At 44.5% G+C, this 25092-nt stretch carries 21 protein-coding genes and 4 tRNA genes; 18 read left to right on the top strand and 7 right to left on the bottom strand.

Annotated elements, in window-relative coordinates:
* Positions 1-157: 157 nt before the first annotated feature.
* Positions 158-2818, top strand: coding sequence for a TonB-dependent receptor (locus L5M28_RS08415; protein ID WP_263196317.1), 2661 nt, complete (start codon positions 158-160; stop codon positions 2816-2818).
* An 89-nt stretch (positions 2819-2907) separates the two neighbouring features.
* On the opposite strand, the gene L5M28_RS08420 is transcribed toward L5M28_RS08415, so the two are convergent.
* Both L5M28_RS08420 and L5M28_RS08425 read right to left on the bottom strand, forming a co-directional pair.
* On the bottom strand, positions 2908-3267 hold the full coding sequence (locus tag L5M28_RS08420) for a TraR/DksA C4-type zinc finger protein (protein WP_028759621.1): 360 nt from the start codon (positions 3265-3267) through the stop codon (positions 2908-2910).
* Between the two features lie 187 nt (positions 3268-3454).
* Positions 3455-4405: a tRNA-dihydrouridine synthase gene (locus L5M28_RS08425; protein ID WP_263203071.1), complete on the bottom strand. Its 951-nt coding sequence runs from the start codon at positions 4403-4405 to the stop codon at positions 3455-3457.
* Between the two features lie 267 nt (positions 4406-4672).
* Between L5M28_RS08425 and L5M28_RS08430 the strand changes: the two genes are divergently transcribed.
* From L5M28_RS08430 to L5M28_RS08480, 11 genes are all read left to right on the top strand, one after another.
* On the top strand, positions 4673-5101 hold the full coding sequence (locus L5M28_RS08430; RefSeq protein WP_028759624.1) for a hypothetical protein: 429 nt from the start codon (positions 4673-4675) through the stop codon (positions 5099-5101).
* A gap of 116 nt (positions 5102-5217) precedes the next feature.
* Entirely contained in the window at positions 5218-6087 is an 870-nt protein-coding gene (locus tag L5M28_RS08435; protein WP_263203072.1) for a DUF692 domain-containing protein, read from the top strand.
* Positions 6087-6833 carry a DUF2063 domain-containing protein gene (locus L5M28_RS08440; protein ID WP_263203074.1) on the top strand — a complete coding sequence of 249 codons (747 nt, stop codon included), beginning with the start codon at positions 6087-6089 and terminating at the stop codon, positions 6831-6833. Before L5M28_RS08435 ends, L5M28_RS08440 begins: the two co-directional genes overlap by 1 nt.
* Positions 6834-6983: 150 nt before the next feature.
* Positions 6984-7106, top strand: a complete 123-nt coding sequence (locus tag L5M28_RS08445; RefSeq protein WP_006082086.1) for a hypothetical protein — start codon at positions 6984-6986, stop codon at positions 7104-7106.
* An 81-nt stretch (positions 7107-7187) separates the two neighbouring features.
* Positions 7188-7556: a YbaN family protein gene (locus L5M28_RS08450; RefSeq protein ID WP_198573697.1), complete on the top strand. Its 369-nt coding sequence runs from the start codon at positions 7188-7190 to the stop codon at positions 7554-7556.
* Positions 7557-7824: 268 nt separating this feature from the next.
* On the top strand, positions 7825-8376 hold the full coding sequence (gene apt, locus L5M28_RS08455; protein ID WP_105252212.1) for an adenine phosphoribosyltransferase: 552 nt from the start codon (positions 7825-7827) through the stop codon (positions 8374-8376).
* A gap of 37 nt (positions 8377-8413) precedes the next feature.
* Positions 8414-11716: a DNA polymerase III subunit gamma/tau gene (gene dnaX, locus L5M28_RS08460; RefSeq protein WP_263203075.1), complete on the top strand. Its 3303-nt coding sequence runs from the start codon at positions 8414-8416 to the stop codon at positions 11714-11716.
* A 223-nt stretch (positions 11717-11939) separates the two neighbouring features.
* Entirely contained in the window at positions 11940-12269 is a 330-nt protein-coding gene (locus tag L5M28_RS08465) for a YbaB/EbfC family nucleoid-associated protein (protein WP_028759630.1), read from the top strand.
* Positions 12270-12281: 12 nt separating this feature from the next.
* A complete protein-coding gene (gene recR, locus L5M28_RS08470) occupies positions 12282-12881 on the top strand; it encodes a recombination mediator RecR (protein WP_028759631.1) in 600 nt (199 codons plus the stop codon).
* A gap of 460 nt (positions 12882-13341) precedes the next feature.
* Positions 13342-13833, top strand: coding sequence for a GNAT family N-acetyltransferase (locus L5M28_RS08475; RefSeq protein ID WP_006082080.1), 492 nt, complete (start codon positions 13342-13344; stop codon positions 13831-13833).
* A gap of 236 nt (positions 13834-14069) precedes the next feature.
* The gene (locus L5M28_RS08480) at positions 14070-14483 is read left to right on the top strand and encodes a hypothetical protein (protein WP_263203076.1); all 414 of its coding nucleotides are present in this window, start codon (positions 14070-14072) and stop codon (positions 14481-14483) included.
* A gap of 378 nt (positions 14484-14861) precedes the next feature.
* Here the strand turns inward: L5M28_RS08480 and L5M28_RS08485 are convergent.
* The 3 genes from L5M28_RS08485 to L5M28_RS08495 form a co-directional block, all read right to left on the bottom strand.
* Positions 14862-14938 (bottom strand) — tRNA-Met (locus L5M28_RS08485).
* A gap of 145 nt (positions 14939-15083) precedes the next feature.
* A tRNA-Met gene (locus L5M28_RS08490) sits at positions 15084-15160 on the bottom strand.
* Positions 15161-15201: 41 nt separating this feature from the next.
* Positions 15202-15278, bottom strand: a tRNA-Met gene (locus L5M28_RS08495).
* Between the two features lie 257 nt (positions 15279-15535).
* Between L5M28_RS08495 and rlmKL the strand changes: the two genes are divergently transcribed.
* From rlmKL to rmf, 5 genes are all read left to right on the top strand, one after another.
* Positions 15536-17665 (top strand): bifunctional 23S rRNA (guanine(2069)-N(7))-methyltransferase RlmK/23S rRNA (guanine(2445)-N(2))-methyltransferase RlmL, encoded by a 2130-nt coding sequence (gene rlmKL, locus L5M28_RS08500; RefSeq protein ID WP_168827462.1) that lies wholly within the window; start codon positions 15536-15538, stop codon positions 17663-17665.
* Complete coding sequence (locus tag L5M28_RS08505; RefSeq protein ID WP_168827464.1) at positions 17658-17912, top strand: glutaredoxin family protein; 255 nt, start codon at positions 17658-17660, stop codon at positions 17910-17912. Before rlmKL ends, L5M28_RS08505 begins: the two co-directional genes overlap by 8 nt.
* Before the next feature lies 1 nt (position 17913).
* On the top strand, positions 17914-19839 hold the full coding sequence (locus L5M28_RS08510; RefSeq protein ID WP_263203078.1) for an ABC transporter ATP-binding protein: 1926 nt from the start codon (positions 17914-17916) through the stop codon (positions 19837-19839).
* Between the two features lie 28 nt (positions 19840-19867).
* On the top strand, positions 19868-21700 hold the full coding sequence (locus tag L5M28_RS08515) for a DUF3466 family protein (protein WP_263203080.1): 1833 nt from the start codon (positions 19868-19870) through the stop codon (positions 21698-21700).
* 187 nt (positions 21701-21887) lie between these two features.
* The gene (rmf, locus tag L5M28_RS08520) at positions 21888-22064 is read left to right on the top strand and encodes a ribosome modulation factor (protein ID WP_006082074.1); all 177 of its coding nucleotides are present in this window, start codon (positions 21888-21890) and stop codon (positions 22062-22064) included.
* Positions 22065-22186: 122 nt separating this feature from the next.
* Here rmf and fabA read toward each other — a convergent pair whose 3' ends face one another.
* Entirely contained in the window at positions 22187-22702 is a 516-nt protein-coding gene (gene fabA / locus L5M28_RS08525; protein ID WP_028759638.1) for a bifunctional 3-hydroxydecanoyl-ACP dehydratase/trans-2-decenoyl-ACP isomerase, read from the bottom strand.
* Positions 22703-22776: 74 nt separating this feature from the next.
* Positions 22777-24510 carry an AAA family ATPase gene (locus L5M28_RS08530; RefSeq protein ID WP_263196307.1) on the bottom strand — a complete coding sequence of 578 codons (1734 nt, stop codon included), beginning with the start codon at positions 24508-24510 and terminating at the stop codon, positions 22777-22779.
* Positions 24511-24731: 221 nt separating this feature from the next.
* On the opposite strand from L5M28_RS08530, the gene L5M28_RS08535 reads away from it, so the two are divergent.
* Positions 24732-24822, top strand: a tRNA-Ser gene (locus L5M28_RS08535).
* Positions 24823-25092: the final 270 nt, after the last annotated feature.

A 25092-nucleotide genomic window follows, 5' to 3' on the forward strand; every position in this document is an offset into this window, starting at 1 on the left:
ATTTATTTTGTGTCAATTTGTTTTGATTTGAGATTAATTGTTTTTAATGGTTGACTTAGATGTTGCGCATTAACATTATCCCTACAGCGAAATAGAGTTCGCTTGCCAAATATAAAAATAACAAACATAGGGTTTTATTTACCTCAAGGAGAGATTAATGCGCTATTTAAGTTTAACGGCCAAAGCCGTTCGTACTAGTTTAATTACAGTGGCGACAAGCAGTGTGGTTTTTTCTGGAATAGGCTTTTCTGCAGCGGTAAGTGCAGCAGAAGAAAATGCGAAAGTTGAACGCATTGAAGTGACGGGTTCTCGTATTAAACAAGTTGATATGGAAACTGTTTCACCCGTGACTGTCATTAATGCTGCGGATATTGCCATGACGGGTGAAAAAACCGTTGCTGACGTATTGAATAACTCCGCGATAAACAGCTTTGGTTCTTGGCGTGGTATTTCTGGCTATGGATCAGGAGCAAGCTCAACCAGTGATGTCAATTTACGTGGTTTAGGAGCGTCTGCGACATTAGTGTTATTAGATGGACGCCGTATGCCGGGCACGAGTTCGAGCTCTGGCTCTGTGGCCGATACATCTTCTATCCCTATGGCTATAGTGGAGCGTATTGAAATCCTGCGCGATGGCGCCTCGGCAGTATATGGTTCCGATGCGGTTGCGGGTGTGATAAACATTATCACTAAGAAGGAGTTTGAAGGGTTTCAACTCGATTACAGCACTGAGCAGCCAAGTGTGGAAGGAGGCGATGCCAACCGTTTATCACTTGCAACGGGCTTTAATACTGATAAAGGCAATATCACGCTAACCTATGAATATTATGATACTAAAGCGGTAATGGATCGTGATATTTGGCGAATGGACGATTCAAGTTATAACGCATATAGTGGATATAGCTCAGTACCAAACGGTAAATATGGACCAGGCAACGGTAGCTGGTATAGTAATTCAGATATATGTGAAAAAACGGAAAATACCATAGACTCAGGTGATGGTCGTTGTTTATATAACCATGGTAATGTCACTAAGTTATTTGGTGATCAAACCCGTAATTCGCTGTTATCTAATTTCTCCTATGAGATTTCAGAGAATATAAAATTCCGAGGCCGTGCTTCTGCTTCATTAGCAGAAACTGAAACCCGTTATGCGGGTACGCCAGTATCAACGAATACCCCTGTGATGAGTGCCGATAATAAGTTTAATCCAGTTGGCGAAGAATTAGTGATTTCTATGCGAGGCGCGCAACTTGGCGAGCGAGATACATTAACTGAAACCAACAACTTTGATATTCTAGGTGGCTTTGTTGGTACAATAGATTCAGGGAATGGTATCGACTGGGAATTAAATGCCCAGCACGCAACATCGACGACAAATAGTTTTAATTATAATTTACTGAACGACGATATTATTCAGCAAGAAATTGATTCAGAGCAATATGATATTTTCAATACCTCTGGAATGAGTTATGAGCAGTGGGATCAACAGATGACAGATCTGTATCGTAAAGCTGCGCATACTGGGGTTTATCAGGGCAAATTTGAAAGTACTCAATTGGATGGTCTTGCTTCGACCTTACTGCTCGATGACGGTGATCTTTCAGTCGCTATGGTCGGTGGTCTTGAATATGAAATGATCAAGTTTAAGCAAACCAGTGATCCAGAATCGGCCGCGGGTATTATCTCCGGCGGTTCGGGGGGGGATGATGTGGATGCCACACGTGACCGTAGCGCCGCTTATTTGGAACTCCAAGTAGGCTTACCTGCCAATGTTGAGTTTTCTGCCGCAGTACGTTATGAGCGCTATGAGCAGGAAGGAACTCTCACAGGGCCTCAGGGGGAAGTTGTTAATTCATCGACCTTCGATGCCGTAGTGCCTAAGTTTGGTTTAAGCTGGCGTCCTATAGACACGTTATTACTGCGTGCTAGCTATGGTGACTCATTCCGTGCGCCGAATATGAGCGAAATGTTCTCGTCTCAATCCTTGAGTTTTGAGAAGGGTGTTGATTCTTTATGGTGTAATGAACCTGGTAACGTGGATGCCATATATTGCGCGACTAATAATCAACATAAAACCTGGTATGGAGGGAATCCTGATCTAGAGGCTGAAGAGGGTAACTCGTTAACCTTTGGCGGCGTTTGGAATGTCACTGACGCATGGAACTTGGAGTTATCTTATTACTCAATCACCTATGACAACAAAATTGAGTCAATTGATGTGGATGATATCCTGCGTGATGAAATCAAGAATGGTTCTTCTCCCTATGTGACGCGCGGTCCTGATGGCAAGATTGAATATATTGAAGCCGGAGTTCGTAACTTAGCTACAGTTGAGACCTCAGGTATCGATTTTGTTACGGCTTATAACTTAGAAACAGGCTTTGGGGATTTCAATTTCAAACTGGATTTAACTCATGTGCTTGATTTTAAAAAGCAGGATAACGCTGAAGCAGACATGATCGACTACGCAGGGTCGACTGACTCGCCCGATTGGCGCGGTAACTTTGCGACCAGTTGGAAATACGATGATTTTTCTGCCGCATGGACAGTTGTTTATATCGGTAGTCAATCAGCAAGTTATTTCAATGAGTTAGAAGAAACCGACCGTTATGTTTATTACGATAATTACTTTAAACATAATATTCAGTTTGGTTATACCCATGCTTATAACGGCTCTATCACAGTAGGGGTGAATAATGTGTTTGATGCTGAAACACCAAACTATTACACCTACGCCGATTATCGCGATGTGAATGTGGGTTTATATGATGTGTTAGGTAGAACGTATTACCTGAGAATAAACCAGAAGTTTTAGGTTGTCCGCCCTCCCTGGATAACTCAAACCTCCGCTTGCGGAGGTTTTTTTGCTTATAAGGCAGTTTACTGGGTGTCGAATGAGCGCTATCAATGCGTGAGGCGCAGTTCGTGGCGGTGTTCATGCTGATAATGCTCGGCGCAGGAGGTGCAGCGTTGTTCGGTGGGATCTTGGCTTAAGCGTTCGCTTTCAATTTCTGCCTCACAATCCGAGCAAAGACCGTAGAGACCTAAGTCGAGCTGGCAAAAGGCGGCATCAAGTTTATTTAATCGGCAAAATAGTGGGTGTTCAGCCAGTGGTGTCTGAGCCAATTTATCAATTAATTCTGCCAGACTCAGGCTAGCGTAATGCTCCCCTATGGCTTCGAGGAACAGAGGGAGCGCGCCTATTTCTTTCCTTAGATTAGCTTCAAGCTCTGACAATTCATGTCTGATATGGGTGGTGCTCACGTAAAATCGCCTATTTCATTTGACTCTAGGCGTCCAGTCTAATAGTTCCACTATCAACGACTATGATAAAGATCAAGTATCTGCCACATTTTCGGTTTTTTAGCCGTTAAAAATCGAAAAAGTACTTCATTCTTATCGCATTATATGTGCTACGGCAAAAGCCCTTTTATCACATATATCGTTGCGATTATTCGTCGCATAAGTTCCGTTGCGCTGTTTCTAATACGCGGACAATTTCTTCCGTTGTTTTAAAGACTCGCAGTTCCCTAAACAAGGTATCGGCTTCGGGATATTGACGGTTGAGATAGGTAAACCACTGTTTGATCCGGGCTGGATAATAGTCACTTTTACGGCCATTGAGTTCCCTTTGGGTATAACTGAGCATGAGCCCTAAGGTTTGCGCCCAAGTATAAGGAGTGGCTCCTGTCTTGATAGTATCAGCCAAGTTCGGCAATGAAATTGCCCCGCGGCCGATCATGATACTGTCGCAGCCCGTGACCTCGATACAACGCTTAGCATCGTCACTGTTCCAAATTTCACCGTTGGCGATCACCGGGATCGGCAAACGTTTGCGCACTTCGGTGATGTATTCCCAGTAGGCTGGCGGTCTGTAACCGTCGACTTTACTGCGCGCATGGATGGCAAGTTCAGTTGCACCGGCTTCATACACAGCAATGGCGTTTTCCATAAACAGTGACTTATCTTCGTAGCCCAAACGTATTTTGGCCGTTACGGCATGCTCTTTTGGTACTGCTTGACGCATGGCTTTGACAATATTGTGCACACTCTCAGGATATTGCAATAATACGGCGCCACCTTTACTGCGGTTAACAATTTTTGCTGGACAGCCAAAGTTTGCATCAACACCGTGTGAGCCTAGCTCAATGGCACGCAGGGCATTTTCGCCCATACATTGGGGTTCTTGACCAAGCAATTGTACTCGTACTGGCGTACCTGAAGGGGTGTTGCCGTTGTTGAGCAGTTCAGGACACAGTTTGAGAAAGACCTTTTCAGGCAGCAGTTGGTCTACCACTCGCACAAATTCGGTGACGAGCAAATCGTAGGGATTGATGGTCGATAGGATGTCACGCATCAAAGCGTCTACTACGCCTTCCATTGGAGCCAAAATCACACGCACTGCAGTAAACCCATATCTGTTGCAAAGGGCGAGCATTCTACCTTATCAGCCCTAAGTTACAAAGTGGCCTTGTGAAGGAGGATGAATAGGTACGCCAATAAATAAAATCCAAGCTAAACTGATTGTCCTAGCAGGATATTTTTACCATTTCTGTGACTTAGTGATATTTTTTGCAATAGAATCGAAATAAGGCAGGTCTTTTGTTGTAAGCCAGCTACTTAAACTGTTGTTGGTCATTATTACTCAATAAACAAGAAGGGATTATTTATGAATTCAGTTAAAAAAACAGCAGTTGCAGTAGCGTTAGGTTCAGTTGTGATGAGTTCAGCTTTTGCTGTCAATGCACAAACTAACCCATTTGGTTTTGAAGCTATGGATGCGGGCTATCAAATTGTCGGTTCAGAAGGCAAATGTGGTGAAGCCAAATGCGGCGCAGACATGAAGAAAGCCGCCGCTGAAAAAGCCAAAGAAGGTAAGTGTGGTGAGGCTAAATGCGGTGCTGAGATGAAAAAAGCGGCTGCAGATAAAGCTCATGAGGGGAAATGTGGCGAAGCGAAATGCGGTGCTGACATGAAGAAAGCCGCTGATAAGGCCCATGAAGGTAAGTGTGGTGAAGCGAAATGTGGCGCTGATATGAAGAAAACCGCCGAAAAAGTGGATGCTAAAGTCGAAGCCGTTAAAAAAGAAGTGAAGTAAAGCGGGTTTGTTTTATCCCTGCAGTTATTGGGATAATTGAGCCTAAAGAGGCCAGCCAGCGCTGGTCTCTTGTGTTTTATTCTTAAGCGATTACAGGTTAGCGTTCGTGAGGTTCTATGAATGATCAAAAAAATACGGCACAGGTAGGGCTGGGATTAAGACGAGAAATGCTCAGTGAATTTTGTTTACAGGTGCCTGATGCTATTAATTTTTTTGAAGTAGCGCCTGAGAATTGGATGACCTTAGGTGGTAAATTTGGCCGCCAATTTCGTGAGTTGACTGAGCAACATACTTTCTACTGCCACGGTTTGAGTTTATCCATTGGTAGCCCTGAACCTTTAGATCTCGCGTTTGTAAAAAATATCAAAACCTTTATGGATTTACATCAAATCCAAGTCTATTCCGAACATTTAAGTTATTGCTCAGGGCAGGGTCACTTATATGATTTAATGCCTATCCCTTTTACCGACGCTGCGGTGAAGCATGTGGCGGCGCGGGTCAAGCAAGTAGAAGATATTCTAGAGCGGCCGCTTATTTTAGAAAATGTGTCTTTTTATGCCGCTCCAGGTGCGCAAATGACAGAACTTGAATTCGTTAATGCCGTGCTGCAAGAAGCCGATTGTAAACTGCTACTGGATGTGAACAACATCTATGTGAACTCGATAAACCATCAATACGATGCCGATGCCTTTTTACAGGCCATGCCGACGGAGCGCATCGCTTATCTGCATATTGCTGGGCACTACAAACAAGCGGAAGATCTGCTCATTGATACCCATGGCGCAGCCATTAACGATCCCGTCTGGACATTATTACAGCGCTGTTATGCTTTGCATGGGGTAAAACCGACCTTGCTTGAGCGTGACTTTCATTTGCCGACAACCGCTGAATTGTTGCTCGAGATAAATCAAATTCACGGTTATCAAATGGCGGCGTCCAACTCCCATGCCCAAAATAGCGCACATGACGTAAAGAGGAGCGCCTAATGGATTTTAAGCAAGTGCAGCAATCCTTTATCGATTATATCCGCGATCCCTCTTTGCCATTGCCCGCGGATACTGATGTCCAGCGTATGCAAGTTTACCGCGAGTTATTTTTTAATAATGTACTGGGATTTGTGTCAAACGGCTTTCCCGTGCTTAAAAGTTTGTATTCTGATGAGGATTGGCTGACATTGGTGCAACGTTTTTTCAGTCAACATGATTGCCAATCGCCCATTTTTATCGATATCGCGGGTGAGTTTTTAGATTTTTTACAGCAGGAATATCAGCCCACGGCAAATGATCCTGTTTTTATGCTCGAATTAGCGCACTATGAATGGCTAGAGTTGGCCGTTGCGGTTGCACAGGCGAGTGGGGATGAATCTCAACTTAGCCCTGCACAAATTTCAACGCAGGCTTTATGTTTGTCGCAGACGGCGAGGGTGGCGCAGTATCATTTTGAGGTGCAGCACATTCGTCAGGATTATCGTCCGCAGCAACAACTCGATACGCCAGTGTTTTTTTGTCTCTATCAAGATGCCGATTGCGAAGTGTGCTTCTTACAGTTAAATCCCTTAAGCGCACAGGTGCTGGCATTTCTTCAAGCTCAAGGCCAAGCGGGTTTTAAAGAGATAGTTGATTGGTTAACAATCACTTACCCTCAAATGGCGCCAGAGATTATTGAGCAAGGTTGTATGCAGTTACTCGAGCAATTAGCGGCCAAAGGGATAGTGCGCGGACGTCAGTCTTAAGGTTGGGTTTATTGCCGAAATAAATGCAATAACCCTACATTTAGAGGGTTTTTATTAATTTGACAAACCGCTACAATGTCGGCCGTTTTGTGATCTCAATCACTGTACGATTCCTGCGCACTTATACTTGCACATACTAGAGGAGCTGTAATGAGTAGTCAGCCGTTCAAAGACCCATTTAATTTTTTGTATTTTATTGGTTTTATTTTAGTTTTACTGTTGCCGACTCTGCCAGCAAGTCTGTCTTGGTTAAAGCATTTAGGTTTAATTTAAGCGAGCGTTAATCTCTAGCGCGTAGCCTATTGGCCACTCTTCGAGTGGCTTTTGTTTTTCCGATAAAGGGCATTTAAACCTATGGTATTAAAGCGCGGATTATTTTTACTGTTAGGCTTAACCGCTTTAGTCTTAGGTTTAGTCGGTATCGTGCTACCGATATTGCCGACCGTGCCTTTTATCTTGCTTGCTGCCTTCTGCTTTGCCCGCTCGAGTGAACGTTTACACCATTGGTTGATGACACATCCCTGGTTTGCCGACGCCTTAACCCAGTGGCAAGAGCAGCGAGCAATGCGTAAGGGATTGAAACGCAAAGCCATGATAGTTAGCGCACTCAGTTTTAGTCTCAGTATTATTGTGGTCCCAATCCTTTGGGTAAAAGGTCTGCTGTTTCTCATGGCATTGGTCCTACTTTGGTATCTTAAAGGTATACCTGAAATAGAGGGATGATTGAGTTATTAGATGGGCTCAAGTGCTGTGACTGAAAGTTTAGTCGTGTTCTTGTTGAGGCGATTTAACTGAGTGCCAACAGGGTTTGATCTAAGGCACAAATTGATAACCTTTCCATCACTTGTGCATTGTGATTGTTGCAACTAAAACTAAAGCGGCATAAGCTTTGTCCGACTTTCGACAATGCGTCCACCCAGTGTGGACGTTTTGTTTTATACCGCCACCGCTAGGTTGGTGAATTGATTAAGTAACTTATTAAGCAAATATGATGGCTATGAATACAGAAACCTTATCCTTGATAAAGCAAAGCATTAAAACGATTCCTAATTATCCTAAGGAAGGGATTTTATTTCGAGATGTCACCAGTTTGCTTGAGAATGCAGCAGCCTATAAAGCGACCATCGACTTGTTAGTTGAACATTATCGTGGTCAAGGCTTTACCAAAATTGTGGGTACTGAAGCCCGTGGTTTCTTATTTGGTGCACCGTTGGCTTTAGAATTGGGTATCGGTTTTGTACCTGTGCGTAAACCCGGCAAATTGCCGCGTGCAACCATCAGCCAAAGCTATGAACTGGAATACGGTCACGATAGCCTAGAAATTCATACTGATGCGATTAGCGCAAATGACAAAGTGCTCGTTGTTGACGATTTACTCGCCACTGGCGGTACTATCGAAGCGACCGTTAAACTGATCCGCCAACTCGGCGGTGAAGTTAAACATGCGGCCTTTGTGATCTCATTACCTGATTTAGGCGGTGAAGCACGTTTAACCGCATTAGGGCTTGAGTTGGTTAAACTTTGTGAGTTTGAAGGCGAATAAATCTGCAGCTAAAGGCGCCTTGGGATAGTTTGATGGCATGTCAAATCATGGCATGTTATCTTTCAAAGTTCTCGGGGCGCATGCTCCCGCTTTTGTATCACATACTCTGGGGAGTTCCATGTCATATCAGGTGTTAGCCAGAAAATGGCGCCCTGCCACATTTGATCAAATGGTTGGCCAAAGCCATGTTTTGCATGCCTTGACCAATGCGTTAAGCCAGCAGCGCTTACACCATGCTTACCTGTTTACGGGAACGCGCGGTGTTGGTAAAACCAGTTTAGCGCGACTCTTTGCCAAAGGCTTAAACTGTGAACAAGGTGTGACAGCGACTCCCTGCGGTGTTTGCGGCAGTTGTGTGGAAATCGCCCAAGGTCGTTTTGTCGATTTGATTGAAGTCGATGCCGCATCTCGCACTAAGGTCGATGATACCCGTGAGCTGTTAGACAATGTGCAGTATCGTCCAACCCGTGGTCGCTTTAAGGTTTATCTCATCGACGAAGTGCATATGCTGTCGCGCAGCAGTTTTAACGCACTGCTAAAAACCTTAGAAGAACCCCCCGAGCACGTTAAATTTCTTCTGGCGACCACCGATCCGCAGAAACTGCCAGTGACTGTGTTATCTCGTTGTTTGCAGTTCAATTTAAAAAGCCTGACCCAAGCTGAAATTGGCACTCAGCTCAATCATATTTTGACCCAAGAGCAGTTTCCCTTTGATGCAGAAGCCCTAAAATTGCTGGCTAAAGCTGCCAATGGCAGTATGCGTGATGCCTTGAGTTTGACCGATCAAGCCATCGCCTTTGGTGGCGGTAATGTGATGCTTAGCCAAGTGCAAACTATGCTTGGCAGTATTGATGAACAGCATGTAGTTGCCTTGCTTAACGCCTTAACCGATGCCGATATTGGTGTGTTAATGCATACATGTGCCCAAGTGCTCGCGTACGGCGCAGATGCCCAAGAAGTGCTACGCAGTTTACTTGAGTTGTTACATCAAATTACCTTGACCCAATTTGCCCCCGCTTGCGCGCAGCAATCCTTGTATAGCGCACAGATTCGCGCGTTTGCCGAACAGCTTAAGCCGGAACAAGTGCAGCTTTATTATCAGATTTTATTAACAGGCCGCAAAGACTTACCCCATGCACCGGATCCTAAATCGGGTCTTGAGATGGCGCTATTACGCGCTGTGGCGTTTGTGCCGGAAAAGCCAGTAAAGCGCTGGCAGCCTGATGCTGTCGCTGAGATCAGTTTACCCGCAGGGCAAATGCCAGTTGCGGCAACTGCTGCAGCGCAAGCTCTTGATGTAAATGAACAACAGTTTGCTGAAACACATACTGCTGAATCACATACAGCTGAAAAAAAAACAGCATTAATTGAGCCTGCCGATACCGCAGAGCAGGCACTTGATGCTGAGCTCGAAGCGGATGCGGCATTAATTGTCGAACAGGCGGTGATTCTAAGTCAGGCGCAGAGTCAGGGATTTAACGCTGGCAGCTTAAACGTTGAGATAGTGAATGCTGAGGTCGAGCCACAAACTCAAACAGTATCAACCGCTCAAGCGTCTCTTATACACACTTCAGAATCTGTTGCTGGTATCGAGGTATCGGTCGCTAGTATTGATACTCAGAATATTCAAGGAATTGAATTAGTCACAACAGCTTCCGAACCGAGTCTAGTGAATACGGCAGAGCCTGAAACTGCTGTCAATTCAACAGCGGTTGAGTGTGATGACAGTGTAGATAAAGCTCTTTTTGACAAAGACCTTGCTGCAGAGAACATCTTCGATAACAACATCGATAACAACGCGTTTGAGCTAGGGCATGATGCCAATAGTCTTGATGGAAATGAAACTGTGCATTCATATCCAGTGATAGGGGATTATGCCCTAGAGTCAGCTCCGCTAGATTCCTATCAAGACGGATATGCTGATGTCTCCTCTGGCGCTTATAATGATGATAACTTTAACCATGGCTTTGATTCGCAAGAGGCAATAAATTCTGTTGGTGTGCAAAGTTCTGTAGGTGTTTCAAATGCTGCAGGCATGCAAGCTTCTGCTGATCGTCAGTCAGCACCTGTGGCTCAAGTCTTCACTCAATCACAGACCTCAGTATCAGATTCAATACAAGACCAAGCGCTACAACAAGCCGCTTCTGTATCCTTAGCCGATGATGATATTCTCTCAGCTGTGTTGGCAGCGCGGGATTCGCTGTTATCGGATCTTGACGCCTTAAGTGCTAAGGACGGTGATGAAAAAAAGTCGTCATTGGACTCAAAACTTAAGACGCCAAACACTAAATCACATGGTGTAACCTTACCTAAATCGGTTACTAAAGTTGAAGCGAGTCAGCCAAGTGTGGCATTTTCTGTTGATCCAGCATCTAATTTAGACCCTGATTTAGCGATAGATTTTGATGATGACTTCGACTTAGATCTTGAGCCTATCGATCTGCACCAAGCTGTATCTTCAGTCGTCATTTCAACTGGAATTATCTCTGAGAAGCCTGTCAAACCGTCCGCTGCAGATGATCGTCCGCCTTGGGAGGCAGCGCCTGAAGCTGAATCTATCGAAGTGACGCAAGTCGATAGCAATAAGACTGACAGTGTTGCGCAAGCTACTGATATAAATAATGTTCAAGCCAGTCATGCTCAAGAGCTTTTAGGCGCGAGTTACGCACCTAATCATGCACAATATGACACTCTATCCCTGAGTGACGGGCAGCTCGCAGCATCAAGTTTGAAGTCGGAGATACTTCAAAATCAGGCTGTACGTCAAGAAGAAATATCCGGCTCAGAGTTTGCTTCGGTTAGCACAACAGCACTGACAAATGCGTCGAATGCAGTGGAACATACGCATGAGACACAAATCGCGCTCAGTTCGACTCAACCTATTAGCGGTCATCCATTAGATTTACATTGGTACAAGTTGATGGCGAGCTTAGAGATCGGCGGGCGAGTGCGGCAACTGGCGGTTAATTCTGTCTGCCAAACCTTGAGCGATCCTTTGCCGTTGCTGCTTAAACCAAACCAGAAGCATCTAGCGGCCGATGTTGCCATAGTGCAGCTTGAGCAAGCCTTAACTACCGCGCTCGGGAACCCAAGACGGGTACAAGTGGTCATAGGAATCGATGAACAGCGGGAAACGCCCTTAGAGTTACGTAAGCGTTTCCACCAAGAGTTGCTACAACAAGCGCATCAATCATTGATCCATGATGACAATGTGCAATGGTTGATCCAACGTATGGGCGCCGAACTCGATGCCGATAGTCTAGTGTATCCGCCAGAGTTGTTGAATTTACGCAGTCAGCAAATACAAGCGTTACCAGAGTTAACTGAGGCCGCGAGTTAGCCATTATTGGCGAGTCTTTGGGTAAAATTTTCATCGTTAATTTGTAGCGTTGTGGTTTAAATTTAGGCTTCGAGTGCATATTTATAGTGATGCTGCTGAGAAACTCTGCATCGAGATCATAAGTTTATTAACAAGATAACGGCATTGATTGCCAATCCCATTTATTTAAGTAAGATTAGCCGCGTTAATGCTTGCGACTAACCCTAATAGAAGAGAAATGACTATGTTTGGAAAAGGCGGTATGGGCAATTTGATGAAACAGGCCCAGATGATGCAAGAAAAAATGGCCAAAATGCAGGAAGAAATCGCCCGTATGGAAATGGTGGGTGAATCTGGTGCTGGTTTGGTGAAAGTGACTATGACAGGCGCGCACACAGTGCGTAAAGTCGAAATCGACCCAAGCCTGATGGAAGACGACAAAGAAATGCTGGAAGATTTGATTGCTGCGGCCTGTAATGACGCTGCTCGTCGAATCGAAGAAAACCAAAAAACTAAAATGGCTGAAGTTACTGGTGGCATGCAATTACCACCAGGCATGAAAATGCCATTTTAATTGAGATAGCCGATGAAATTTAGTCCATTGTTAGATGAGTTAATTCAGTCCCTGCGTTGTTTACCTGGGGTTGGGCCTAAATCGGCGCAACGTATGGCGTTTCAGTTACTTGAACGCGACCGAAAAGCAGGGCTTAAGTTAGCCAGTGCGCTGTCCAGTGCGATGAGTGACGTCGGTCATTGTCAGTCTTGCCGAACCTACACTGAAGAAACCCTCTGTCCGATCTGTGCTAGCCATAAACGCGGAACCTCCTCCACCATTTGTGTGGTGGAAACGCCGGCTGATGTGTTAGCCATTGAAGCGGGTGGACATTTCACTGGCCGTTACTTTGTGCTTTTAGGCCATTTATCGCCCCTCGATGGTGTGGGGCCAGAAGAGTTAGGCTTAGCGTTACTCGAGCGCCATTTGGCATCGGGTGATGTCACCGAACTGATATTAGCGACAAATCCAACAGTAGAAGGTGAGGCTACAGCGCATTTTATTGCCGATATGGCCAGACGTCACAAAGTGATGATAAGCCGCATTGCCCATGGCGTACCCGTAGGTGGCGAGTTGGAATACGTGGATAGTACTACGTTGGCGCTGTCCTTTAATGGTCGTTTACCACTTTGACAGAACACAGTGACTCAGTTTAGTTAGTGTAATGTTATTGATTATATTAGCTTAATTTAAATGCTGAACTGTTCGGCTCGACTCAATTGTCGCGATATCCCTTAAACCCGCCAAGAACCTATCTTGAGCGGGTTTTTATTTGCCCAGTGTTTCAACCTAGATGTCGAGGCTGGGTTGTGGTGATAGGGCCGTGGAGATAGTGCTGTGCTTCAATCCTCATTTCAATTGATATCTACCCATATAAAAACTAGGTTTATCAATAGTTTTTTAAATTTCATACTTGTCTTATGCGAGCTTCATCCGTAAAGTCGGTTTGATAAGAAGCGGGCTAAGTTGCGATTTACCACAGTGTTCGCGCCTTTGTGCCTAAGCTAATTTGTGGATTTAGATCTGTGTGCTTAGCTCTATGTACGTTGAACCGGACAGGTATTTTTTATTAGAAAACCATGGAGGGGACTCATTGGAAAAGATTACGATTAGGCATGCAGAGAAGCGTGACGCCGCAGCCATTCAAGCCGTATATGCCTGCCCAAATGCCTATACTGGTACCTTACAACTCCCTTGGCCATCGACCGATAAATGGGAGTCACGCCTTGCGGCAACATCGAATCATATTAGTCGCTATGTCGCAGAGATTGAAGGTGAAATTGTCGGCGAGTTGGGTTTTGAGGTGTATGAGCAACCCCGTCGTAGGCATGTTGCCTCCTTTGGAATGGGGGTAAAAGACAGCTACCAAGGCCGCGGTGTTGGTAGCGCTTTGATTAACGCGATGCTTGAGCTTACCGATAAATGGATGAATATAAAACGAATTGAATTAACGGTTTATACCGATAATCATGCCGCCATTGGTCTGTATAAAAAATTTGGCTTTGTTATTGAAGGTGAGTCGAAGGATTTTGCTTTTAGAAATGGTGAGTTTGTCAGTGTGTATCATATGGCGCGGATAAAGTAGCATGCTGGTCTTGGCGCTATTTTAGCTGTTGCTTAAGGCATTTACTTTAAGAATGGACTCTAAGCGCTCATTCCAAGTCCTAACTTTCTATAGGATCTGACGCTAAGTGCTCAATCTAAGAACTTACTTCAAGCGCTCACTTCACGAACCGAGGTCTGGGATAGCATTAAGCGCCTATTTTCAGAGCTCGCTTTAGGTGCAAAGTGTGTGTCTATCTCAACTTTTAAGGATAAAAAATGGGACTCATTTTATTGCCACTGCTGATACTTTGGTTGGGTGTCGGTATTTATGCTATTCGTATTGGCTATCAAGTCTTGGCTGGGACATCTCAATTAAGCTATACACTCAGTGTTTGTTCTATCGCTATCGTGGCATTACTGCTTTATCTCTATTTCGGTTTCGCTCAATTTAAGGAAAATAAAGCGTTGTGGGCGTTCGAAATTCCGATGTTTTTTGCCGCGAATAAGCTCGCTTTTGGCGTCATGATCCTTGGTCTTTTACTGCACTGGTTCGGTCAAGGTGTTCTCACTTCCGCTTATTTGAAACCTCTACCTTTCATCATGATTTTCACCGTTTCCTTTGGTGCTATGGCAGGCGTCATATTGTCCGACACTTTTATGGCGAAATTTGACATCCAAAAAATGCATTGATGTCAGCTGAACAGTTTAAATCTTATTTTGGACGCTGTTGTTGAAGATGATTTGAACTGATGGCTTTCATCGGTTGTTTATAGGTCGTTGAATCCGATGAGCTACCATGGTGATCTGGTTAGGATTTTACAGAGGGTTATTACGAATTTTAGATACAAAAAAACCAGCTTGTGCTGGTTATTTTTCTCTTTCATGAAGAGAATTGGTTGCGGGAGCTGGATTGCTAATGTTAAATCAGCGACGACCTTCGCCTGTTGTTTATAAAGAATTGAGCCCGAAGAGTGAGCCTGTTGCTCTGTCCTATATTTAACTGTGGTTAATTTCAGACACAAAAAAACCAGCTTATGCTGGTTATTTTTTTCTTACATTAAAGAGAAGTGGTTGCGGGAGCCGGATTTGAACCGACGACCTTCGGGTTATGAGCCCGACGAGCTACCATGCTGCTCCATCCCGCGTCCGATTRTTGCTGTTAATAACTGTTTTAATTCTGTCATCTAAGAATTGGTTGCWGKAGYCGKATTTKAACTGAYTACCTTCGCCTGTTGTTTATAAGGAGTTGAGCCMGATAAGCTGTTTCTCWTTAYAAACACATATAGAAAGTGGTTGCGGGAGCCGGATTTGAACCGACGACCTTCGGGTTATGAGCCCGACGAGCTACCATGCTGCTCCATCCCGCGTCCGATATCTATCTGTATTACTTTATTATTTTGCTTTTAAATGGTTGCGGGAGCAGGATTTGAACCTACGACCTTCGGGTTATGAGCCCGACGAGCTACCATGCTGCTCCATCCCGCGTCCGTCTTCAAAGCGGGGCAGACTATAACGGCAGCGCCTTGGCATTGCAAGGACGAAGATCGAAAAAGGTGGTGAACGCTTAAATATAAAGCGGAGTGGGGGGCTTTCATACAATTTAAACATAAGTTAGGGATTTTTCGTTGATTATCTTAAGTCGAGGATGAGACTAAATGGGGTTTCGACTAATAACTGTTTATCTTTTATGTATTCGAGCAGGTATAATGTCGCTTTGATTTTGACTGCGTACTGATTATCCCATGCTTAATTTTTTTGCCGCCGCCCCTAAGGGCTTTGAATATAGCTTAGCCCAAGAGCTGACAGAATTTGGTGCGACTGAAGTAAAAGAGAGTGTTGCTGGTGTGTATTTCACTGCCCCCTTAGCTTTAGCGTATCGGATTACTTTATGGACACGCTTAGCCAGCCGTATCGTGTTGGTTATCTATAAAGGCAGCTGCGAGTCGGCAGAGCAACTTTATAATGCCGCCTATTGTGTCGATTGGCCGGCGCATTTTTCCAATAAAAGCACTTTTAGTATCGATTTTCATGGTACGGGTGGTTTTATCAATAATACCCAGTTCGGCGCACTCAAGATTAAAGACGCGGTTGTGGATAGATTCCGGGACGATGACGTTGAGCGCCCAAATGTGTCACGCGTCGATGCTGACTTTAAAGTTGATGCCCATTTTCGTAATGGCGTAATCACGATTGCGATGAACTTCTCTGGTCCCTCACTGCATCAACGTGGCTATCGTTCGACCACAGGTGAAGCGCCTCTGAAGGAAAACTTAGCCGCCAACATGTTAGTACGCAGTGGCTGGCAAGCAGCGCCTTCGACCTTGCTCGATCCTTTCTGTGGTAGTGGAACTGTGCTGATTGAAGCGGCTTTAATGGCGGCCGATATTGCCCCAGGCTTACAGCGTAGCCGTTTTGGGTTTGAACATTGGCGTCGTCATGATAAAGCTGTGTGGCAAGAAATTGTTGAAGAAGCAAAAGCGCGTGCCTCATTAGGCGTGAAACGTTGCGAGATTAAATTCTACGGCTCAGATATCGATTCGCGCTTAGTCGCGTTAGCCAAACGTAACGCCGAAAATGCCGGTGTGCTCGAGTTAATCGAGTTTCAAGTTGCAGATGCGTTGACGATAACGCCGCCTGCAGAAAGTGGATATTTGATCACTAACCCACCTTATGGTGAACGTTTAGGCAATGTGTCTGAGTTATTGCAGCTTTACTATCAGCTAGGTGACAAGTTTAAGAAAGAGTTTGGCGGCTGGAAAGTGGCCATGCTGTGTAGTGATATCGAGCTTGTATCATCACTTAAGCTTAAAGCCGACAAACAGATGAAGATGTTCAACGGTGCCCTAGAATGTGCCTTTAACATTTATACCTTGCATGCGACCAGTACGCGTCGTGATACACCAGTGCTGCCAGACGGCGTCGACATTGCCGATATCGCCCCTGCATTTGCTAACCGCATTAAGAAAAATGCCAAGTTATTAGAGAAATGGGCCAAGAAAGAAGGCATCGACAGCTATCGTATTTATGATGCCGACATTCCTGAATATAACGTCGCAGTAGATAAATACTTAGATTACGTGATTATTCAAGAATATATGGCGCCAGCAACTATACCTGAAGCCGTAACCAAGCGTCGTTTAAGCGATGTTTTGTTAGCACTGCCGTCGGCCATTGGTATCAATCCGAACAAGATGATCATGAAGACGCGTGAGCGTCAAAAGGGCACGAGTCAGTATCAAAAGCTGGATGAGCGTAAGTTAGAGCTTATCACTACTGAATATGGCGCTAAGTTCAAACTGAACTTAACTGGTTATTTGGATACAGGTTTATTCCTCGATCACAGATTGACACGCCGTTTAGTCGGTCAAAAATCTAAGGGACGCCGTGTACTTAACCTGTTCTCTTACACAGGTTCTGCTTCTGTGCATGCGGCGCTTGGTGGGGCTAAATCGGTGACGACGGTGGATATGTCCAATACCTATATTGCTTGGGCGAAGGACAACTTTGCACTCAATGGGCTTCAAGGTAAGCAGTATGAGTTTGTTCAATCTGACTGCATGCAGTGGATCCGGGATTGCCGTGAACAGTACGATCTGATTTTTATCGATCCGCCGACCTTCTCAAATTCTAAGCGTATGGAAGATTCATTTGATGTGCAAAGAGACCATGTGAACTTACTGGCATCCTTAGTGAAACTGCTCAGCCCAACAGGCGAGCTAGTGTTCTCTAATAATAAACGTAAGTTTAAGATGGACATAGAGGCACTGACAAAGATGAACATTAATGTGAAGAACATTGATGACGTGACTTTGCCTATGGACTACAAACGTAATCCACATATTCATAATACTTGGCTTATCACCCATGCCTGAGTTGACTCAAGCAGAATTAGATAACAGGCATTATCTGCTATATCACACCGAGGGATGTCATCTGTGTGAACTGGCCGCGGCCTTACTGGACGCGGCCGATATTGGCTATCGGGCCATAGATATTTGTGACGATGAATACCTCGCGCAGCGTTATGGCGTATCGATCCCTGTGCTTAAAGCTTGGGATGGTAGAGAATTACATTGGCCATTTAACGCAACGCAATTACAAGAGTTTACAGGAGCTTAGTTTGAGTCTGGTTCGTATCAATAGTGGCTCTTTAGCCTATGGTTACACTCCGTTGTTACAAAAAGCGGATTTTACTATTCAACGCGGTGAGCGCGTGTGTATTGTTGGCCGTAATGGTGCTGGCAAGTCGAGTTTATTAAAAGTGTTATCTGGTGATGTACTGCTGGATGAAGGCGAATTCAACATCGCTGGTAATGTGACCGTTAGCCGCCTACAACAAGATCCGCCAAAGGCTGAGCAAGGCACGGTATACGCTTATATTGCTGCGGGATTAAAGGAAGTGGGCGAGGCGCTTGAGCGTTATCATCAATTGTCCCACGATGTGGCCCATGCCGATCCCGAGCAAATGGATCGTATGCTGAATGAAATGCAAGATCTGCAAGAAACCTTAGACCACTATAATGGATGGCAGCTAGATTCTCGCATCCAACAAAACTGCGAATTATTAGGACTCGATCCTGACAAATCCTTGAGCGAGTTATCGGGTGGTTGGCAGCGTAAAGTGGCGTTAGCCAGAGCACTGGTGAGCGAGCCAGATCTGTTGTTACTTGATGAACCGACCAACCATTTAGACATAGACACTATCGAGTGGCTTGAAAAGTTTTTACTCGATTATCAAGGCGCTATCGTCTTTATCAGCCACGATAGGGGCTTTATTGCCCGTATGGCGACGCGGATTGTCGATTTAGACCGTGGTGTGGTGACCTCATGGCCGGGCAACTATCAAATGTATCTTGATGGTAAGCAAGAATGGCTGCGCGTCGAAGCCGAGAAAAATGCCTTGTTTGACAAGCGTCTCGCTGATGAAGAAGTGTGGATCCGTCAAGGCGTTAAAGCCAGACGTACCCGTAACGAAGGTCGAGTTCGCGCACTGAAGGCGCTACGTGAAGAGCGAAGTGAACGTCTGAATCGTCAAGGCAATGCTAAAATGGCAGTATCGGATACTGAACGTTCTGGTAAGTTAGTCTTTGATGTGACCGATCTTAACTTCAATCTGCCCGATAAAAATCTGGTTAAAAATTTTAATACGACGGTTATCCGCGGTGACCGTATTGCGCTGATTGGGCCAAACGGTTGTGGTAAATCAACCTTGATCAAGCTGTTAATCGAGAAGCTGCAACCGCAATCGGGCGAAATTAAAGTCGGTACTAAGCTCGAAATCGCTTATTTCGACCAATATCGTGAAGCGTTAGATCCTGAGCAAACCGTTGAAGATAACGTTGGTGAAGGTAAAAAGACCATCACGATCAATGGTCAAGACCGCCACATTTTAAGTTATTTGCAGGACTTCTTGTTCTCGCCTATGCGTGCCAGAACGCCAGTGAAAGCGCTGTCGGGTGGTGAGAAGAACCGTTTGTTATTGGCTAAGTTATTAATTCGCCCTGCAAACTTAATCATTCTCGATGAGCCAACTAACGATCTTGATATTGAGACCTTAGAATTGCTAGAGTCGTTGCTCACTGAATACCAAGGTACGTTGTTGCTAGTGAGCCATGACAGGGCATTTATCGACAATACTGTGACCAGTAGCTGGTGGTATGCGGGTAATGGCCATTGGAGCGAGTATGTAGGTGGTTATCAAGATGCCGTGAACCAAGGGGCAAAGTTTTATTCTGAGGAACCTAGTTCACAAAAGGTGGTCGAAGCTCCTGCGGTTGAAACTAAACCCGTTGAAGTTAAAACTGTAGAACCTGTGAAAGCGGTAAAAAAACTGTCGTATAAGCTACAGCGTGAGTTAGAGTCACTACCTAATGTGATGGAGCAATTGGAGGCAGAAATTCTCGCATTGCAGACCACTATTGGACATTCAGACTTTTATAGTCAGGCGCAGGATAAAGTCAATCAGGTATTGAGTCAGTTGGCTGATAAAGAAAAGCAATTGGAAGTTTGCTTCGAGCGTTGGGAAGAGCTTGAGTCACTGAAGTAAACCAATAATAAAAATGGGAATAGAATTAATGAAGTCAAAGTTGGATAAAGCCCTTTCCTTGGTTGCCTTAGGTGTCCTTGGTGTATTAAACAGTGCCCATGCAGCACCTGTCTATGAAATCGTTAATATCGAAAATTATGATCTGAAAGGTACGCTTGAAGGCACTCGTAACGGTTATGCTTTAGGTGTGAATGCCAATGATGAATTAGTCGGTATTTCAAAGGGTAAGAAAAAACTCAGCAGTTCAGATGTCGAAGGCGGCGTGATTGATGTTGCCGACGGTATCGCACCAGAAGAAACCATTACTTATTCTATTACCGCTGCCATTGTTGCAAATAACTTTGCTTTTATTGCTGCAGAAAATGGTGCAGCTGGGGCTTGGTTACCGACATTCGACAGCATTAATGGTACTACACCGCCAAATGATACTGCTGTGATTAACTCTGTTGATACCTTTTATTACGGTATTAATGATGCCGGTATTAAAGTGGGCAGCATGACTGCGCCTGAAAAGAAAACAGAGAACACTGCAACTACTGATGTTACCGATGATTATTGGTATTACCGCGATTATGAGTTCCGCGGTGTTGTAAAAGTGGGTAGCACTGAAATTCCATTAGTTCCTCCCTACACGCAATTTGTTAATACTGATAAGACTAAAACCGCAGAGTTAGGTGGATGGTCAGCTGCTACAGCTATTAATAATAATAACTTAGTGGCTGGTTACGCCAGTACTGCTATCAGTAAATATGGTAGTGATCGTGTTAATTATTGTTTAGGCTCGGATAATACTTTGCCGTTGGATGTTTGTGTACAACGTGAGCAATATCCGAACTCTACGGGTACGCGTAACATTCAGTACCAGACGCGTGCCTATGTATGGCAAATCGACAATAATATCGCTACGGGAATTGAGTTGCCTTTAGGGTTAACGCCTAAAGCTGATAACACTTTAACCTTTACTGCTCAGGCGCTCGGCGTGAATGATAACGGCGTGGTTGTTGGTCGTTCGCACGTTTATCGTAATAACAATACAGATAAGTTGCACCAAGATGCGGCTTATTGGGCTAAGGATGCCGAAGGTAATTATAAATACCACTGGATCCCAATGGGCGAATCGATTTCAAGTTCCATTGCCTATGACATCAATGATAGTGGTATTCTTGTCGGTAGTTATCGTAGCTATATTCAAGGTTATTTGCGCGACAAGTTTTTCTATTTTGATACTAATACACCCGATGTTGGCTATGTAACCCCTAATGATTTTGCCTCAACGGCAACGGATCTTTCGAGTAAACCCAAGGATATTAACAATAAAGGTCAAGTAGTTGGTTACGTTGAAACGACTTACGATAAAGAGAAGCCACGCCCCAAAGCGGGTTTCCTGTATGAGAAGTCGACGGGTGAGTTTAGCAATATCAATAAATTGCTGACCTGCGAGTCTAAGGGTTATGAAAAATCAAACGACGGTAGCTGGGCACGTCATCAGGTCGAAGTTCAGGATGGCTCGGGTAAAATTCTTCAATATAACGCTGATATTTTAGTGGTTGAAGGTACGAGTATCAACGAAGATGGCACTATCGTAGGTACGGCTTTTATTCGTAAACCTTCTTATCAATTTGATAAAGATGGCAACATAGTTATTGGTGAAAATGGCTTACCGCTATTTGAGCTGAGTGGTAGTGGCGAGCCTGTAACGGCTTATGTTCCACGTATGGTTGTACTTAAACCGGCTACCAGTGGTGAAGCTTGTACTGTTGAAGATAGCACCGATACCGGTAATTTTGAGCGTTCTGGTGCGGCAACGTTAGCTTGGTTATTTACCTTGCCATTGATGTGGTTCCGTCGTCGAATTCGTTAAGTTTTAAGCTTCAATTCAGACTAAAAAAATCGAGGCGAAATGCCTCGATTTTTTTTCGCTAGGATCTCAATAGTTTAATAAATAGTCAGTATAATAGCCGATTTTTTGATTGATCTTGGCGTCAAAAAGCACTATTTCTATGGGTGAAGCTTTTGCTTCTATTTTATGTAGAACAGAGGACGCTTGCATGAAAAGACAAAAACGAGATCGTTTAGACAGAGCTTTTTCAAAAGGATTCCAAGCTGGGGTTGGTGGACGCTCTAAGGAGCTCTGTCCATATGCAAATCTTGATTCGCGATCGCAGTGGTTAGGCGGTTGGCGTGAAGGTGTGGATGGCCGAGTTAATGGGCTATTTAATAAATAATTGAGTTTTACTCATTGATTAAATAGCCCAGAACAAGCAAAGTAATGCAGCATATTGCCCTCAGATGAGGGCATTTTTATATCTGTAGTACTGATATCTTCAGTGTATTGGAGTAAGACTGATCAGAATGTAGACGTATCGCTAAAGACACCGACTTTAAGATCGGTTGCACTGTAGATTTGACGGCCATCAACTTCAAGGATTGCATCGGCAATACCCATCACCAGTTTACGGTGAATAGTACGTTTGATATTGAGTTTATAAGTGACTTTCTTAGCGCCTGGTAATACTTGACCCGTAAACTTCACTTCACCTACACCCAGAGCACGTCCTTTGCCTTCTGCGCCTTCCCAGCCTAAATAGAAGCCAACGAGTTGCCACATGGCATCAAGCCCTAAACAGCCAGGCATTACCGGGTCGGTAATAAAGTGGCAGTCAAAAAACCATAAGTCTGGATTAATATCGAGTTCAGCGACAATTTCACCTTTGCCAAACTCACCGCCATTATCATTGATAGTAACGATTCTATCTATCATCAGCATGTTATCGACAGGCAGACGAGGTGAGTTTGGACCAAATAATTTCCCATGGCCACAGGCGATGAGTTCTTCTTTATTGAAACTGTTTGCTTTGTTCATTGTTTTACTACTCCAGCAATAAGAGCCGCCAAGATTAGCGAACACGTGTAAGCTAAACAACTCCGATCAGCTAATTAGCGGCGAAAAAATCCCAATTTTGCGAGTAATCTCGTGATTATGCCGATTTCCTCCTCGCCATTTCCTGCGAGCTTGTCTAATCGTTCCTGCACAAGGCCGTATAATGAATCATGTGGAAAATCATTATCTTCATCGGCTACACCCGCAGGCATTTGCATTAATAGCTCAACAGCTTGGTCCATATGCTCGATTGCATAGAGGTGAAATAAGCCTTTGCCTACAGCTGTAATCACTTTGGGATTGAGGTTAAGCTGTAACACGTTCGATTTGGGCATGATGACGCCTTGTTCTCCCGTGAGACCACGACGTTCACACAGATTAAAAAAGCCTTCAATTTTCTCGTTGATGCCACCAATCGCTTGCACATTACCAAATTGATCCAATGCACCAGTTATTGCCAGTGACTGAATAATGGGTTGTTCGGCAATCGCTGACATCAAACAGCAGTATTCGGCGAGTGATGCGCTATCACCATCAATTTCTTGATAGGATTGCTCGAAAACGATATTGGCATTTAGGTGTAATGGTGCATCTCGCCCAAAGATACGGTACAAACAGGCAGAAAGGATCATCATTCCTTTGGCATGTATATTGCCACCAAGTTCAGATTTTCTTTCGATATCGGCGACTTCACCATCACCGTAGTGAACAGATGCCGTGATCCGCGCTGGCTCACCATAACTGTAATCGATGGCATCAATGACAGTTAAGCCATTGATCTGACCAACCATAGCACCCGAAGTTGGCAGATTTATGAAGTTGTCATCGAAGCTTTGACCTGAATACTCTTCCGAGCTGTTATGACGATAGTTGGCTTGGGCTAACGCGAGCTCAATACTGCTCGCATTGATACTCGGTTTACCACAATAGGCTTTAGCTTGCACCATCAGTTGGGCAAACTCGAGCATAGACAAACTGAGGCGGCGCTGATGTTCAGTTAAACGTGCACTATAACGAAAAAGTGGCGCTAGGCTTGATTGTTCTAGAGTGACCTCGACACTTTGTGCAACCGCTTGCAACCATGCGACGTATTGTGACTCTGTATAACGGACCAAGTCGATTTCGCTAGCGAGTTCTGCTAGTAGGGTAAAGTGACGTTGAAATTGCCAATCCTCAGTTCTGACTTGGCTATAAATCATTCCTGCACCGATAAGGACAATTTTACAATTGAGCGGGATAGGACTTAAGTTATTGCTAATCTGATACGCTTTATGGGTGAGGATTTGCATCACTAATTCCCATAAACCTTCACGTTTCCAAAGTGACTCGGCGCAAATAAATACATAATGACATTCGGCCAGAGCACCAGCTTGATACTGACTTATTGTTCCTGTTTGTGCCATACGGCCAATGAGGTCTACACGGCGAATATTTCCACTGAGGTAGCGATAGCGAGTCGTTTTTTCGGCAATACTGACCTGGTTTTCCTGTGGTTTCCCTGATTGCCACTGAAATGTTGCCGCTTTGTCAGTCGGGCGTGTTGCCACTAAATAAGCTGGAGATAACGGCGCTAGGCTATCAATACAGGCTTGGATCATTAATTGGCGGTCAATGCTCGGGAAATCAGCCAGATACAAGTGCTGATCGACAATAGCTTGGTGGAGTTTAAACGCATCCACAGCACGCTCTTGTCCTAAGAGTAATGCGCTTAGATTGTCAGCCGTTTCGGGAAGGGTTGGCAGGCTAAATTCAGGTGCGAGTGAAGACGTGGGTATCAAGAGTGAATTCATATAAGCATTTACCGTGAAAAGTTGCAGTGATTTTACCATACCAAGACGACAAGTCTCTCACTGTATAGGTCTTTTTACCTCTGTTTACTTGATTATTCCTTGAAACTGGCCATGTATTTGTTGTAAAAAACATCGGGGTGAACATAAGTTGAGCATTTGACTCGATATTTAAAAATTGAGGTTTACAAGTTAGCGGTATACTTATATTATTTTCGGCGTTCGGAGGGGTGGCAGAGTGGTTTAATGCACCGGTCTTGAAAACCGGCGTGGGTTTATAGCCCACCCAGGGTTCAAATCCCTGCTCCTCCGCCATATTTAGTCAAAAAGCCGCTAAGCAATTAGCGGCTTTTTGCATTTATACAGTTTGAACCTTTGGGTTCCTGATTTGAAGCGCAGCTCCTCTGCCATATTCACAAAAAAGGCCATCAGTAATGATGGCCTTTTTTGTTTGTGCTATTTCCGCTCTTGGGTTTTGACCTTAAACGTGGCGTCAGTGCCATGCTTTAGGGAAAGGCTATCTGTCATGATTGTTCATTGTGTTAACTCTAGATTCTTCATTCTGATATCAATGACTGCTACTGA

Source organism: Shewanella sp. SW32 (genome assembly GCF_025653365.1).
GTDB lineage: Bacteria > Pseudomonadota > Gammaproteobacteria > Enterobacterales > Shewanellaceae > Shewanella > Shewanella oncorhynchi.